This is a genomic window from Methanobrevibacter ruminantium M1, from assembly GCF_000024185.1.
GTDB classification, from domain to species: Archaea; Methanobacteriota; Methanobacteria; order Methanobacteriales; family Methanobacteriaceae; genus Methanobrevibacter; species Methanobrevibacter ruminantium.
Genome location: NC_013790.1, coordinates 2,001,740 through 2,016,567 on the forward strand (window position 1 = coordinate 2,001,740; position 14,828 = coordinate 2,016,567).

Genomic DNA, 14,828 nt, shown 5'->3' on the forward strand with positions numbered 1-14,828 from the left:
TCAATTAAATATAGAAAATAAAAATAACTATTATCAAATAATAAATTCAAATTTAAGGTGTTTAAAATGATGTATGATATCGAAGTTAAAGTTTCCCTAAAAGCAGGAATGTTAAATCCAGAAGCAACTACCATTCAAAGGTCATTATCCCTTTTAGGATACGAAGTAAAAGGAACCAAGACAAAAGAGATTATCAGCTTTGTAATGGAAGCGGAATCCGAAGATGATGCAAGGGCAAAAGTGGATGACATGTGTCAAAAGCTATTATGCAATCCGATCATTCACAACTACACTATAAAAATCATCAAAATGGACTTTACCTGTGCAAGCTGCGAATAAATACAGACTGATAAAATATTACAATTATTAAAGTGATAAAATGGCAATTGGAATTATAAGATTCCCTGGAACTAACTGTGACCGCGACGTTTATAAGGCTATAGATCTTGCTGGCGGAGAGGCAGAATATATCTGGTGGAACAATGAAGACTTGACTGATTATGATGGAATCGTTATACCTGGAGGATTTTCCTACGGAGACTACTTGCGTGCAGGGGCAATAGCTTCCAACACACCTGTTGTGGAAGGGGTTAAGGCACTTGTAAAGGAAGAAAAGCCAGTTCTTGGAATATGCAATGGAGCCCAGATTCTTGGAGAGATTGGACTTGTTCCAGGATTGTTCATTACAAATGAAGTCCCTAAGTTCAATTGTGAATGGAGCAGACTTAAGGTGGCAAACAATAAGACACCGTTTACAAAGAACTTTGATTTAGGCCAAATCATTGACATACCAATAGCTCATGCAGAAGGCAGATTCTACACTAAGGATATTGATTTATTGAAAGACCAAGACCAAATCGTGCTTCAGTTTGCAGAAGAGAACCCTAACGGATCTATGGAAGCTATCACTGGAGTAAGCGATGAGTCTGGACTTGTTGTTGCAATGATGCCACACCCAGAAAGAGCCACAACCAAATTATTAGGCTCAGATGACGGTCTTGAATTCTTTAAAGGGATGTTAGATAGTATTTAAGCTATCTAAAACCTTAATTATTTATTCAGTTAATATAAAATATTTAAGCTATCTAAAACCTTAATATTTTATTCAAGCTTAATTAAAATATAAACCCTTTTTTTAAAAACCAACTCAAATTATTTAAAAAACTATCAAGCAAGGAAGATAACATGCCAGTATATTTAATAGGTGCAGGTCCGGGAGACCCTGATTTAATAACTTTAAAAGCTGTAAAAGCATTGAATAAAGCAGATGTTGTTTTATATGACTATTTAGCCAATGATGAAATATTAAAACATGCCCCAGATACAGCAAAGCGCATTTATGTAGGAAAAAAAGCTGGAGAGCATTATAAGACCCAAGATGAGATCAATCAATTGATTATAGAAGAGGCTAAAGAAAATGAAAATGTAGTCAGGCTCAAAGGAGGAGACCCATTTGTATTCGGCAGAGGTGGAGAAGAGCTTTTAGCCCTTGCAGAAGAGGGAATCGACTTTGAAGTCATTCCAGGAGTCACCTCAGCAATCGGTGCACCTACAAGCATGGCATTTCCTATAACCCATAGAGCTGTTGCAACATCCTTTACAGTTGTAACAGGTCATGAAGACCCTACAAAAGAAAACAAGCAAGTAAAATGGGATTATACTGCAGACACCCTAATTATCCTCATGGGAATTGGAAACATAAAAGAAAACACTGCAGAAATTATGAAATACAGAGATCCAGACACTCCTGCCTGTGCAATCGAAAGCGGAACACTCCCTAACGAAAGGGTTGTCTTTGGAACTCTTGCAACAATAGCGGATAAGGAAATCAATACCCCTGCAATACTTGTGATTGGAAAGGTCATTGATGTATTCAAGCAAATAAAGGGAATTGAATAATAATAAATAAAATAAACTATTTAAATGAGGATTGAATAAAATCAATCCCTTTTAACTATTTTTAAAAAAAAAAACACCACCACTACCAGAAGGAATAAATAAAATAAATAAATAAAAGAGCCATAGCCACATCCCACTCGATTTCAATTATCATTAATTTTTAATTAAAACCACTCCATAAGTTATTTGACAGTTAAGTTAATACTTTTTCATCACATCCCACAAAAAAATATTACTCATAATCAAGATAAGTATTATTAAAAAAAGGACCTATTATAACTGTAAGAGTAAAAAAAATTAAAAAATAATTATAAAATATATCAAAATTAGATAATAATGAAATATATAAAAAATAGATTAAAAAAATATTTTAAATGCTAAAATAAAGAACAAATAAGCAAAAAAATACATTAAGTTTAAATAGTATTAAAAATATAACTAATTATTACTCAAATATACTTTATGAGTTATGAGTGAATAAAAAAAAATAAAGCGGAGTAATTATGGAAATCGGAGAAATTATTACTGATTCTTTAAAGTATCCTATTAATAACATTAAAGCTTTAATAATTTACATAGTCCTCGGTATCGTTGCAGGTCTTGTACTCGTATTAACCGGCGTTGGCGTCGGAGCAGGTGCAATAGCAAATAGCGCAGCAGCCACTGGAATTGTTGGAATTATTGGAATTATTATATTCTTCCTTATATACTTATTAATCTTAGGATACGAATTAGATGTTATAAACTTTGGTATTGAAAGAAGAGATGACGCTCCTGAAATCGACTTCGCTAGACAAATAACTAATGGTATTAAATGGTACATTACTTGCTTCATTTACATGTTAATCCCAACTATCATTATGATAATTTTATCATACCTCAATCAAACTTTAGGTTTAATTGTAGGAATAATATTATTTATCATAGCAGCATTCGCTTTATTAATGGCTCAATGCAGATTAGCTCACACAGACAGCTTAGGTGAAGCATTAAATATTCCAGAAGCAATTAAAGATATTACAAAAGTGGGAATTATAAAAATAATAGCAGTATTCCTTATTTTAGTTATCCTAGGCCTTGTCGTATCATTTATTTTAGGTTTATTTAGTGTATTAGGCGATGTAGGCACATATATTGGAGCTATTTTATCTGGTATTTTCACAATCTACCTAGCCTTTGTAGTCTTCAGAGCTAGTGGATTATTATACTCAGATGCAGTTTAAGCAAGCTTTTTTGGACTGCGGCCAAAAAACCTTGACCAAAATTCTTATCACATTTTGTGATAAGTATCTTTTCTTTTTTTACTTTTTCTTTTTTTTATAAATACTATTAAATTTACTTTTTTTTAAAATATTTATCCAAATAACTAATTTTCTAAAATAAACTCTTAAAACCCTTTTTTTAAAAAATAAACTACCAAAAATATTTCCTTTTACAAAATTGTTTCATAATTATGAAACAAATTAATCTTAAAATAGAAACCATAGAAACAAATAATCAAAACAAAATAAGTCAAAATAATAAAAAAGAAAGAATAAAAAAAGAATAAAAGAGTATAAAAATAAAAAATAAGAGTATAAATAAAGCTTAATCCAAATTATCAGACTTATTTAAAGCTTTTTTAAGTCTAAAAGTAATATACTGAGTTCCTCCTCGCATGACTCTCTTGAATTCAACCCAATCAAGGTTAGCTAAGAAAGTCTTTACAATATATGCAAATGAGAAATAATACTTGCTCATAAGACTGTCTCTTAACTTCTCTATCTCCTTATGATCTGCATAAGGATAGTCCACCAGACAATTAAGATACCGATCCTCATTCAGCCATTTGGAATAGTCCTCTGTAATGAGATAGCCATTCTCTTTAGCCCAATCATAAAATCCAGTACCTGGGAATGGTACCGCTTGCTGGAAGAAGCACATGTCCGGATAAACAGATTGAGCAAACTTATAAGTCTCATCGATTGTCTCAAGGCTGTCACCAGTCAACCCTATCATAAAGCAGCCAAATACTTTAATGTCTAACTTTCTGGCATTCTCTGCAAATGCTCTTGACTGTTCAAGGGTTATTCCCTTTTTAGTCTCATTTAAAACGTCCTGATTACCAGACTCATATCCGCAAACAAGTAATCTGCAACCGGCATCCTTCATCTTTTTCATTGTCTCATAGGTTAAGTCAACCCTTGTATTGCAGGACCAGATAGGCTTTAGGCCTCTTTTTATAATCTCATCACAAAACTCAATAACCCTTGGCTGATTAACAGTGAATGTGTCATCCTCAATAAAGATTTCCTTAATCTCTGGAAGCTCCTTCAAGATGTATTCAAACTCATCTGCAAGGTCAGTGACTGATCTTGTCCTATAAATTCTTCCGCCCATTGTAGATGGATAGCTGCAGAAATTGCACTGGTTAGGGCATCCCCTTGATGATACAATCTGAATCATTGGCTTTTGAGCGAAGGCATATGCATAGTCATCGAAGTTTAGATACTTCTGGTAAACCTTTGAAACATATGGAAGGCTATCCAAGTCCTCAAGAGGCTCTCTGTCTTCGGTATGCCTTACTTCAAAGTCAACTGGTTCAGTCAATAGATTGATACCTAAAGATGCGATGTCCACACCATCAGAGTTTACCCTATAGGAGACTCCCTTCACTGATGCAACATCATCAGAGGATATAAGCTCCCCTACAGTATAGTCATACTCTTGGCGAAGAAGATAATCGATGCCTAAACACTCTTTTAAGACTGCATCAGGCAATATTGTTGCATGAGTTCCTCCAATAAGTATTTTTGCCTTAGGATAAGCCTCTTTAATGGCATTTATAACTGTATAATCATAAGCGCAAGTAGGGGTTGTTATTTCAGCCATGATATAATCAGGTTGGTAGTTTTTAACCTCTTCAACTGTATCTTCGGTTGTATATGCCTTTGTAATGCAATCAACCAATTTGCAGTCGTATCCCTCACGTTCGCATACCCCAACACAGTATGCAAGCCAGTAAGGATAATATAAGGTACCTGATTTGGTCTTTTCAGGCCATCTGCTAGCCCTGCTTATATTGAATTCATATGGTAAGTTTAAGAATAGAATTTTCATCTTATCACATTAAAAATTAAATATTTGATATCCTTTTAAATTAATTGAAAAAGTCAATATTAAAAATCCATATTAGATATCATTTTAATCAATTGAAAAATAAATATTAAAAATCCTGATTAAATAAATTCTAACAACCAGTTAAAAAATTTAATATATTTATAATATTTTCATACATATATAATTTTAGAACTAGTATTATATAAATTTAAATAAGTATTATGCTAATTTTTCATGAATTTTATAAATAATTATATAATTTCACTTACAAAAATAATAACAAAAATAATAACAAAAATAAAATACAAAAGAAATTTTTTATCAAAAGAAATGAAAATTAGGCAATCAGATAAACAAATGAAAAAAAAATACTGTTTGAAAAATCATTCGATGTAATTCAAACAAAGCAATGAAAAAAAATAGCAAAACTGAACATCAAATCAAACAAAATAAGAAAATTTTAAACAACAAAAGGAAATAAAAAACTAAAATAAAAATTATTCAATTATTAGTTTTCAAATGCTCTCATAGAAACTATTTAAATAATAAAAGTCAATTTAAAACTACATCAGATGTGTAAACATGAAAAAGAAAATAGCAATCACAAGACCTCAAGAACGGTCAAAAGCCGCAAAGGAGTTTATAGAAAACTATGGATCCGAAGCAATCATAGTCCCAACACTTGAATTGAAACTGGAAAATACCGAATCACTAAAGAACCTGATGGAAAAATCCAATGAGCTAGACTGGTTGATATTTACATCAGTAAGTTCAATCGAATCAATCTTTGAATTCTATCCGGACTTCTTGGACAAGTTGAATCCAGAGTGTAAAATTGCAACCATAGGTACTAAAACTGCAGAACTTGGTATAAAAAAAGGACTCCCTATAGACATCATACCTAAAGATTATACTGCTGAAGGACTGCTTGAAGAATTTGAAAGAATCGACTTAAATAATAAAAATGTTGGCGTCCCTAGGACATTTTCTGCAAGGACTATTTTACCTGAAGGACTTAAAAATATGGGGGCAAATGTGATCTTGGCTGAAAGTTATAAATCAGTCATTCCAGAGGACACAAGCAAGATAGAAAAACTGATTCAATGCATCTTAGATGAAAAGATTGACGGAATCACATTTACAAGTCCTTTAACTGTATCAAACCTTTTTGAAATAGCTAAAGATGAAGATAAGGATAATCTAGTTGAAAAGTTATCTACAACAACCCTTACTGTAGCTATTGGACCAATTACAGGTAATATATTGAACCAATTAGGAGTAAATCACATCTATCCAAAAAGGTATACTGTAAAAGACATGATTGACTTGATGTTTAGGGAGTTAAACAATAGGGAATAATATTGAAAATTGAAAAAACAAACGATGCTATTAAAAAAAAAATAATTTTTAGACAATTAAAAAAAAAAAGATTTTAGAAATATTAGAACCAATTACGAATTTAAGTAATCAATCAGAGGAGGAATTTCTATCAATCAATTTAAAATAAGCATAATCATACCTGTTTACAATGGAGAGAAATATCTTCCACTAACTTTAGATTCAGTAATCAATCAGACAATTGGAATTGAAAATCTGGAAATCATTATAGCGGATGACTGTTCAACAGACAACACTGCTAAAATCATTCAAGAATATAAGGAAAGGATAAATTCGGATACTGGAAAGGAAACTATAAAATCCATATCTCTTGAAGAAAACAAAGGAGGAGCATTCGGTCCCCGCAATCTTGCATTGAATTATGTGAATGGAGAATATCTGATGTTTATTGATTCAGATGACACATATCCAAAAGACGCTTGTGAGATTCTCTTAAATAAAATAGAGGAATATGGATGCGACATTGCCTTTGGAAGATATCTTAGGCATTATCCGGAAGAGAATTTCATAAGAAAATCCTACACTCCCTATATCGACACCCTTGATGAACCATATCTTAGCTATTTAGATGATTTAGTAAAGGGATCCAACTTTAAGGGAATAGTAGGGAGCCTTTGGAAAAACATATTCAGCAAGTTCTTCTATGGTAGCTCCATAGATATGAATAAGTTCAATTCAAAGGAATCTGATAATTCCCACCCAAAGGAACTGGATAAAAATTATAAAAATAATAAAGAGATATTCATAAGAAATATTAAGGATGAAAATAAAGAGGAAATAGCTATCTTAAAGATTTTACCTTCATTTTGGACTAAAATCTATAGAAGCGAACTTATAAGCAAAAACAATATCAATTTCCCCGAATGTGTCTCTGCAGAGGATTTGAACTTTCTATTGGAAGCATACTTTAAAAGCGAAAATGGAATTTTGTTTTTGAATGACAAGATTGTCTATAATTATTTTATGCGTTTAGAGGTTGTAGATAAGTCAGTTACAAAAAATATCAATTTCAGATTGGTTTATGATTCAATTAAAGCATATAGATTGTCTTCAGAGCTTTGTGACAATTTCAATATAAAGAATAAGGACCTGTTCCTAAACCCTTATCTATTAAACTGGATAAGCTTATGGCTAAGCAGAAAAAATACAAAAGAGGAAAATAAGATATTTTTAGAGGAATTTGATAAGTTAGATAAGACTAAAAAGTATGGTTTGAAGTATAAATTGATTTTAAAGACCACAAAATTATTATTAAAAATAAAATCATAAAAAAGAAAGCTTTATAAAAAGCAAAATAAATAAAACTAGAAGAGATTATTATCCAATCCATACTGAAATTCACATAAAGCAAAGAATTAATTTTTAACTTTACTAAATAATTAAATATTATACTAATCTAATATTAAATAGTAAGTATACTGATTTAAGAATGAAAAACCAAAGGTGAAACAATGAAAGAAGTAATGATATGGCCAATTTATTTAGATGCAGACAAATCTCTAAATGAAGGCAGAAAGATATCACAGGAATATGCTATTTCAGAACCAAGAATAAAAGAGATTGAAAAGGCTGCTCAAAAATTAAAATACAAATATACTGTTGAAGAGGATAAGTCCTATCCTGGAGAATGGTATAATAAATCTGGAAGAATCATAATTGAAACTGATGATTCAAAAAAAGAAATTCTTATGAATTTGTCAAATAGCATTAAAGATATTAGAGAAGCTAGAAAGAACTATAAGCCTACTAAAAAAGGTAAAAAAGGAAAAAAATAGATTAAAATTAAATTTAAACAATTAAATAATTTTTAAGATTTTTAATTATAGAAAACAACTATTTTAACCAAAGGGATTAAAATGATAGAAACATTACCACCAGACATGAAACAGAAATATGAAGAGGCAAAGGAACTTATAGAGTCCTCAGAAGACATTAAAATATATAGCCATACAGATTGTGATGGAATATCTTCAGGAGCCATCCTATCCACTATTTTAAAAAGAATAGGAAAAGACTATGAAATAGAGATAGTAAATCTTGATGTCTTGGAAGATTTGGAAATAGAACATGAACTAACCATCTTTTCAGACCTTGGATCAGGACAGCCTGTAGACAAACATGCCAAAAAAGATTCAAAAATACTGATATTGGATCACCACCCTCCACTTAGGGAAATGGACTATCCAGACAGTGTGGAATATACTTATCTCGAGATAAATCCAATGTTTCACGATATAGACGGTTCACAGGAAATCTGTGGAGGAGGACTATGCTATCTCCTTGCTAAGGAATTCGGCTATAGGGACCTCAGTTGGATAGGAGTTCTTGCTGCCATTGGAGATATGCAAAACACTAAAACCGGAAAGCTTCAAGGGATGAACAAAACAATTCTTCAAGATGCCAAAGAAGAAGGGCTAGTCAGCTCCGATACTGACCTGTCATTATATGGCAGACAAACAAGGCCCTTATTTGTAGCATTATCCTATTTCAGTGATGTTAAATTGCCTATTACCAACAATAAGAATGAAACAATTGCGCTTTTACAAAGATTAGGAATACCTAGAAGAATTAAAGATGAAAGCGTTCCTTCAGGAGAAAGGGCAACCACCCTCAGTGACTTGAATGACGCTCAAAAAAGGGCATTGACTAGCGAATTGATAAGGATGATATCAAACGAAATTCCTCCAAGATATAGCATTTATGTTCCTAAATTGGTAATAGCTGACACTTACGAATTCTTAGCCGAAGAAGACGGCACATTCCTAAGGGATGCATCTGAATTTTCCACTGCAATGAATGCATGCGTTAGAAATAATGAAGAGGTCGTTGCTTTAAAAATCCTAGAAGGAAATAGAGCTGAGGCATTAGATGCACTTGAAATCATTTCTAAAGACCATAGAGGTTATTTGGCCGAGAACATTCAAAGCATTGAGGATGAGCATAAGATTATTCAAATGAAAAACCTGCAATACTTTGACGGCTCAGGAATCAGAAGCAATGTAGTAGGTACAATTGCAGGAATGGTTCTTAGCTATGGAGATTGGAGAAAGCCCATGATTGCATTTACTCAAGTAAGTGATGAGAATCAAGATTTAAAAATATCTTTACGCTGCTCAAGACTTTTGGCATATGATGGAATTCACTTTGGAAACATTATAAGAGAAGTTGCACAAAGCTTAGGAGGAAATGGAGGAGGCCATAATGTTGCTTGTGGTGCATATATTCCTAAAGATAAAAAAGATGAATTTTTAAATTTGATGAATGAAAAACTAGAAGGAAAATTAGCTCTTGAAGACTAATTTTCTTAAATTTTTTAAATCTTTCTAAGTAAAATTAAATAGAAGTTCTAAGAAAATTAAAAAGAATTTCTAGGTAAATTAAATTGAATTCCTATGTAAATTAAATAGAAGTTCTATGCAAATTAAAGAGAAAAATAACTTATCACCACACCATTAAAATTAAATCTCAAAAAATTAGTTATATTGATTTATACTTGATAAAAATTCTTTAATTATATTTTAAAGATAAATTAAAAATACATTACCAAATATAATAAAAATTCTTTAATTAATCAAGAAAATAATAAATATGCTCCTTTTAAATAATTGCATAATCAAATTAACTTTAATTACAATTAAAATAAACTTTATATAAAATAAAATACATATAAGTATTTAGTTAATATTCAATTATTTTAAAAAAAATTTAAGACATAATTTGTTCGTAAATTATTTAAAAAAATATGGGGAATAATTATGGAGATTTTACAAAAAAGAGGAGCTTTAACTCATTTTCAAATATTAGGTGAAATATCTAAGCAAGAACCAAACTTAAAACAAAAAGATTTGGCTGAACGTTTAGGAATTACTATCCAAGCAGTTTCCGAAAACATAAAAACATTAACCGAACTTGAATACATTACTTCAAAAGACGGAAGAGCACCATATAAAATAACTCAAAAAGGAATTGCAAAGGTTAAAAAAGATGCAATCATCCTTAGAAAATATACTGACAGTGTTCTTGAAACCATGACATATTATAAATCCACTTGGCCTGCAATTGCAAAAGAAGACTTGAAAGAAGGAGACGAAGTAGGTTTATATATGGAAAATGGAAGATTATATGCATCAATAAACGCCCAAACTTCAGCATATGCAGATGTGATATTAGACACTAAAAAAGGCTTTGATGTTGCTCTAACAAATCTCAAAGGAACAATTGAAATCAAAGACAGCAAGATTTTAATAGTCACATTGCCTCCAATCAAAGATGGAGGATCACGTTCTGCTGATTTGGACTTGGTTAAAGGAATCTATGAAGGAAACTATGAAAATTATGGATTAAGTTCCATTGATAAGGTTGCAGCAATCGGCACCACTTCACATGCAGTAGCCAATAATTTAGGCATTCCAATAGACATTGAATTTGGAGTAAGCGAAGCTTCCCAATCTGCAGTTAGAAAAGGACTTAATGTTATGATTCTTTCCATTGGAGACATGAGCAAGAATATTAGTAAAGATTTAGAGGATGCTAATATTCAATATCAAGTCATAGATGCTAAGAAGTCTGTAAAAACTGCCTAAATTTAAAAATAGATTTAATAGTTATTTTATTTAAAATAACTATTTTTTACTCTTTTTATTTATAAAAATAAGCATTAATCTTCTAAATAAAGATTTAATGAAAAAATAAGATTTTACTTTTTTTAAAATGAATAATCAGACTAATTTTTGATTAAAATAATTAATCAGACTAATTTTTAAACTAAATATCAACTTTGTGTTCACAATAGGATTGATATCTGCATGCTCTACATTTATTTCCATTTTTAGTAGGTATGAAAGGTTTAGTGCCTTCAAATAGACCATGCATACGGTGAATTAAATATAATATATTCTCTTCAACCTTCTCATCAAAGATTTCACTCCAAAATATATTGTCAGTGCCTCTTTGTCTTAAAGCGCCTCTGATTATACGATTATCATCGCCAATCATGTTTTTAAAGGCCAAACAATATGCACGAACTTGATTCATAGATGATGGATAAGCCCTATTGCCCGGTTTATCATCAATTATCACAATCTCATCTGGAGTCATCCAAATCTCATCAATAAAACCTCGAACCCCCTCTTCAGAATCTATAACAAACATTTCACGAGACAGTATTTCCTTTTCCTTAGATTCCTTAAATGCATCATCAAAACTTGATGGGGTTGCAGTTTGCTTAAATTCTTCCTCTAACTTTAAATGTTCCTTAGTGCCTGTGGTCATAGCCTGAGTTGGCATTGTTTTAATGCCTTTTAGGTATTGCAGATATAATGTGTATTCACAGTACCCTTGCTGATTTAACCAACTGATTGGAAAATTTATTTTTCCTTCAATAATCTGTAAACCCTTAATCTCTGGATGATTTACAATATCTAAATCGCTAGTGTCTTGTCTTATAAGCTTATTTTCCATAAAATCCCCTCTAAAAGTAGAATGATAAAAATGATTAAAAAATAGATGAAAGTCTTAAAAAAATGAAATTAATTAAGACTTATGAAATAAACTAAATTTAAAAAATAAACTAAATTTAAAAAAATTAAGAAATGAAAAAACAATAATAAGTTATATAACTGTTTAATGAAGAATAAATAAGAAAAAAACTGCTAAATAAATAATTCATAAAACTAAATATTATCATAAATTATTCGAAAAAAGAGCAATTTTCTCTCTTTTCAAATATCTAGCAATTTAATAATAAAGATATCTGTCTACTCTTTCTTCAACTACAGTGGTTTTAGAAAATCCATCGAGTAATCTGGTTTTTCCAGCAATTTTACCAAGAATCACATCAATGATTATAGGGAACCAGTAGATTTTAGATAAAGATCTAATAAATGCTTGCCCATAAGTTAAATTATAATTCCTTCCATTTCTACTTCTTTTAGCAACAGTAGATTTCACTTCTATAAACATTAATTTCTTGCCAACAGTTGCCCCTATATTCTTTTCCAAGAATGTAAAGTAAACTAAAATTAATATTGGAAGTATAAAAATGAAATAATGGTAGATTTGGAACATATTTAAATAATTAATAAAGAAATAAGCTAAATATGAGAAAATCCACATAAATGCTGAAACTACAAAGAAATCAAGAATGTAAGCAATGATTCTTTTTACAAATAAATCCATATAATCCCTCAAACTCCATTTCAATACATAATTGCTTAAACTTAAATTAATGATATAAAAATCTTAATTTAAATTAAAGCTAATAATAAAATTATCATAAACTATTTTAACATACTCTTGGAACCGGATCTGCAATAGGAGTCTCTAAAATCCTTATGCCTCCAATTCCCGTTTCAATTAAAACCTTATCATCATCAATAACCTCACCAATGATAGCTGCATCGGCACCATACTTATCAGTCTTAATGGCTTCTAGAATTTCCTCTGCCTTTTCAGCCTTTACGCCCATTAAAACCTTACCTTCATTAGCAACTTCATAAGGGTCAATTCCTAACATTTCAGATGCCGCTCTGACTTCTTGCTTCACTGGAATGGCTTCATCTTGAAGCAATACTCCAACACCAGATTTGCGAGCCATCTCGTTTATGCAATTTGCAAGACCTCCACGGGTAGGGTCTTTCATTGCAGTGACACCTCCAACTTCAAGAGCCTTTGAAATAATTCCCCACATAGGAGCCACATCAGATTTCAACTCTGTTTCAAATCCAAAGCCTTCTCTAAAGGACATCAAACTCATTCCATGGTCACCAACACTTCCGGAAATTATTATCTTATCTCCAACGCTTAATGTGGAATCCTTGATTACCTCTCCTTTTTTTGCTATTCCAATACCTGTGGTTACAATGACAATTCCTTCAAGCTTATCCTGTTCCATGACTTTAGTGTCTCCTGTGATAACTGCAACATCAGCCTCCTCACAAGTGGCACTCATGGACTTGATGATTTTATCCAAATCCTCTATTGGAAAGCCTTCCTGCAAGATCATTGCATTGGAAATTGCTAAAGGCTTTGCGCCCATAACTGAAACATCATTAATGGTTCCTGCTGCTGAAATTCTTCCAATATCTCCTCCAGGGAAGAATAAAGGATTTACTGTGTGACCATCAGTTGTAAATACAATTTCATAATCGCCTAAAGGTATAGTTGCTCCGTCATCTAAAGCATCTAGGCCTAAACCTCCTTCAACAGCTTTTTTTGATAAATTATTAAGAATGGTTTCTGAAATTAGATTACCCATAACTTCTCCACCAGCTCCATGTGACATACCTATTTTCATTATATCGCCTTAATTATAAAAAATTAAATAAATTTAAATAATAAATGGAATTATTAATTTCCCATAGTTGCCAAAATAATAATTTTTGTAAAAATATATTATTTAGCATAATAACTAACAATAATATTTTAGTATTTACTATTAAATAAGTATTTGCCATAATTCTATTTTAAGTAATATTTATTTTTTGAAAATGATTATTGATGGTGCAGTTATGATAATTTTAAAATGAGTAATTATAGCGTTCTATTGATATCTATGATTATTTTAAAATGGGTAAAAATAAGTATAAATAAGTCAATAAAAGTAAAAATAGTCCAAATAAATAAAAACAAGAATAAAACAAGCAATAAAAGTAAAAATAGTCCAAATAAATAAAAACAAGAATAAAACAAGCAATAAAAGTAAAAATAGTTCAAAAGAAGTAAAAAAAGTAAATAAAAAAAAGTAATAAGAAAAAAGAATTAACGAAATTATTCGATTAAAACTCCGTTAATAACACCATCTTGGCCAGGTCTAGAAGTAACTTTAGCTTTTCCAGCTGCAGTTTCTACAATAGCACCTTTAGTAATGATGTTCCTTCTTACGTAGTTTGGGTTAGCAGTGTTTTCGATTACACCGAAAATTTCTACAGTTTGAGCTTTACCTTCTGCATCAACTACATTAATCTTATTGTCTCTAGCTAATCTGTTTTTTACGTTTCCACCACGGGTTCTGATTTTTCTTAAATTTTTGTCCCCTAATTTAGTTTCTGCAGATTCTCTACCTAATTCAGATTTTCTTTTTCCACGATTTGCAACTCTTCTAGCACCAGAAGGTGTTCTAGTTGATTTTCCTTGACAAATTGCCATAACTACATCTCCTCAAATTTTTTAATCCGTTATTTAGTAATATTAATAAATAAATTAATTAAGATCAATCTTAATATTGGTTTTCTATTTAGATATTAAATTAAGATTATCTCTTAATAATGCTTTTTAACTAAAATTTCCATAGAATTGTCTAGGGAATATTAGTTTTATAAAAATTAAAACTCAAAAAACAAGCTGTCCGCTTTGCTTGATAAAGAGAAAAACTTAATAGCACTTGTATTTACCATTAAATTTATTTTTATATTTATTTTTTAAAATAAAACGAG

Annotated in this window: 14 protein-coding genes; 9 read left to right on the forward strand and 5 right to left on the reverse strand. The window is 30.8% G+C overall.

Annotation, left to right across the window (positions count from 1 at the left end; translation table 11 throughout):
* The first annotated feature begins 66 nt into the window (after positions 1–66).
* The 4 genes from purS (at position 67) to MRU_RS07700 (ending at position 3,122) form a co-directional block, all read left to right on the forward strand.
* Positions 67–339: a phosphoribosylformylglycinamidine synthase subunit PurS gene (gene purS / locus MRU_RS07685; RefSeq protein ID WP_012956338.1), complete on the forward strand. Its 273-nt coding sequence runs from the start codon at positions 67–69 to the stop codon at positions 337–339.
* A 40-nt stretch (positions 340–379) separates the two neighbouring features.
* Positions 380–1,033, forward strand: a complete 654-nt coding sequence (purQ, locus tag MRU_RS07690) for a phosphoribosylformylglycinamidine synthase subunit PurQ (RefSeq protein ID WP_012956339.1) — start codon at positions 380–382, stop codon at positions 1,031–1,033.
* 152 nt (positions 1,034–1,185) lie between these two features.
* On the forward strand, positions 1,186–1,899 hold the full coding sequence (gene cobA / locus MRU_RS07695; protein WP_012956340.1) for a uroporphyrinogen-III C-methyltransferase: 714 nt from the start codon (positions 1,186–1,188) through the stop codon (positions 1,897–1,899).
* 503 nt (positions 1,900–2,402) lie between these two features.
* Positions 2,403–3,122, forward strand: a complete 720-nt coding sequence (locus tag MRU_RS07700) for a DUF4013 domain-containing protein (RefSeq protein ID WP_012956341.1) — start codon at positions 2,403–2,405, stop codon at positions 3,120–3,122.
* 364 nt (positions 3,123–3,486) lie between these two features.
* On the opposite strand, the gene MRU_RS07705 is transcribed toward MRU_RS07700, so the two are convergent.
* Entirely contained in the window at positions 3,487–4,998 is a 1,512-nt protein-coding gene (locus tag MRU_RS07705; RefSeq protein WP_012956342.1) for a B12-binding domain-containing radical SAM protein, read from the reverse strand.
* Positions 4,999–5,580: 582 nt separating this feature from the next.
* Here MRU_RS07705 and MRU_RS07710 point away from each other — a divergent pair.
* The 5 genes from MRU_RS07710 to MRU_RS07730 all read left to right on the forward strand — a co-directional run bounded on the left by MRU_RS07710 (position 5,581) and on the right by MRU_RS07730 (position 10,979).
* On the forward strand, positions 5,581–6,357 hold the full coding sequence (locus tag MRU_RS07710; protein WP_012956343.1) for a uroporphyrinogen-III synthase: 777 nt from the start codon (positions 5,581–5,583) through the stop codon (positions 6,355–6,357).
* A gap of 156 nt (positions 6,358–6,513) precedes the next feature.
* The gene (locus tag MRU_RS07715; RefSeq protein WP_227717064.1) at positions 6,514–7,665 is read left to right on the forward strand and encodes a glycosyltransferase family 2 protein; all 1,152 of its coding nucleotides are present in this window, start codon (positions 6,514–6,516) and stop codon (positions 7,663–7,665) included.
* 182 nt (positions 7,666–7,847) lie between these two features.
* Positions 7,848–8,171: a signal recognition particle subunit SRP19/SEC65 family protein gene (locus tag MRU_RS07720; protein ID WP_012956345.1), complete on the forward strand. Its 324-nt coding sequence runs from the start codon at positions 7,848–7,850 to the stop codon at positions 8,169–8,171.
* A gap of 81 nt (positions 8,172–8,252) precedes the next feature.
* Positions 8,253–9,695, forward strand: coding sequence for a single-stranded-DNA-specific exonuclease RecJ (recJ, locus tag MRU_RS07725; RefSeq protein ID WP_012956346.1), 1,443 nt, complete (start codon positions 8,253–8,255; stop codon positions 9,693–9,695).
* A gap of 456 nt (positions 9,696–10,151) precedes the next feature.
* Positions 10,152–10,979 carry a DUF7839 domain-containing protein gene (locus MRU_RS07730; protein WP_012956347.1) on the forward strand — a complete coding sequence of 276 codons (828 nt, stop codon included), beginning with the start codon at positions 10,152–10,154 and terminating at the stop codon, positions 10,977–10,979.
* A gap of 181 nt (positions 10,980–11,160) precedes the next feature.
* Here MRU_RS07730 and MRU_RS07735 read toward each other — a convergent pair whose 3' ends face one another.
* The 4 genes from MRU_RS07735 to MRU_RS07750 form a co-directional block, all read right to left on the reverse strand.
* Complete coding sequence (locus MRU_RS07735) at positions 11,161–11,856, reverse strand: CRISPR-associated protein Cas4 (RefSeq protein WP_012956348.1); 696 nt, start codon at positions 11,854–11,856, stop codon at positions 11,161–11,163.
* 276 nt (positions 11,857–12,132) lie between these two features.
* Positions 12,133–12,573: an RDD family protein gene (locus tag MRU_RS07740; RefSeq protein ID WP_012956349.1), complete on the reverse strand. Its 441-nt coding sequence runs from the start codon at positions 12,571–12,573 to the stop codon at positions 12,133–12,135.
* A gap of 106 nt (positions 12,574–12,679) precedes the next feature.
* Positions 12,680–13,690, reverse strand: a complete 1,011-nt coding sequence (gene hypE / locus MRU_RS07745; protein ID WP_012956350.1) for a hydrogenase expression/formation protein HypE — start codon at positions 13,688–13,690, stop codon at positions 12,680–12,682.
* 473 nt (positions 13,691–14,163) lie between these two features.
* Positions 14,164–14,541: a 30S ribosomal protein S8e gene (locus MRU_RS07750; RefSeq protein ID WP_012956351.1), complete on the reverse strand. Its 378-nt coding sequence runs from the start codon at positions 14,539–14,541 to the stop codon at positions 14,164–14,166.
* Positions 14,542–14,828 lie beyond the last annotated feature (287 nt).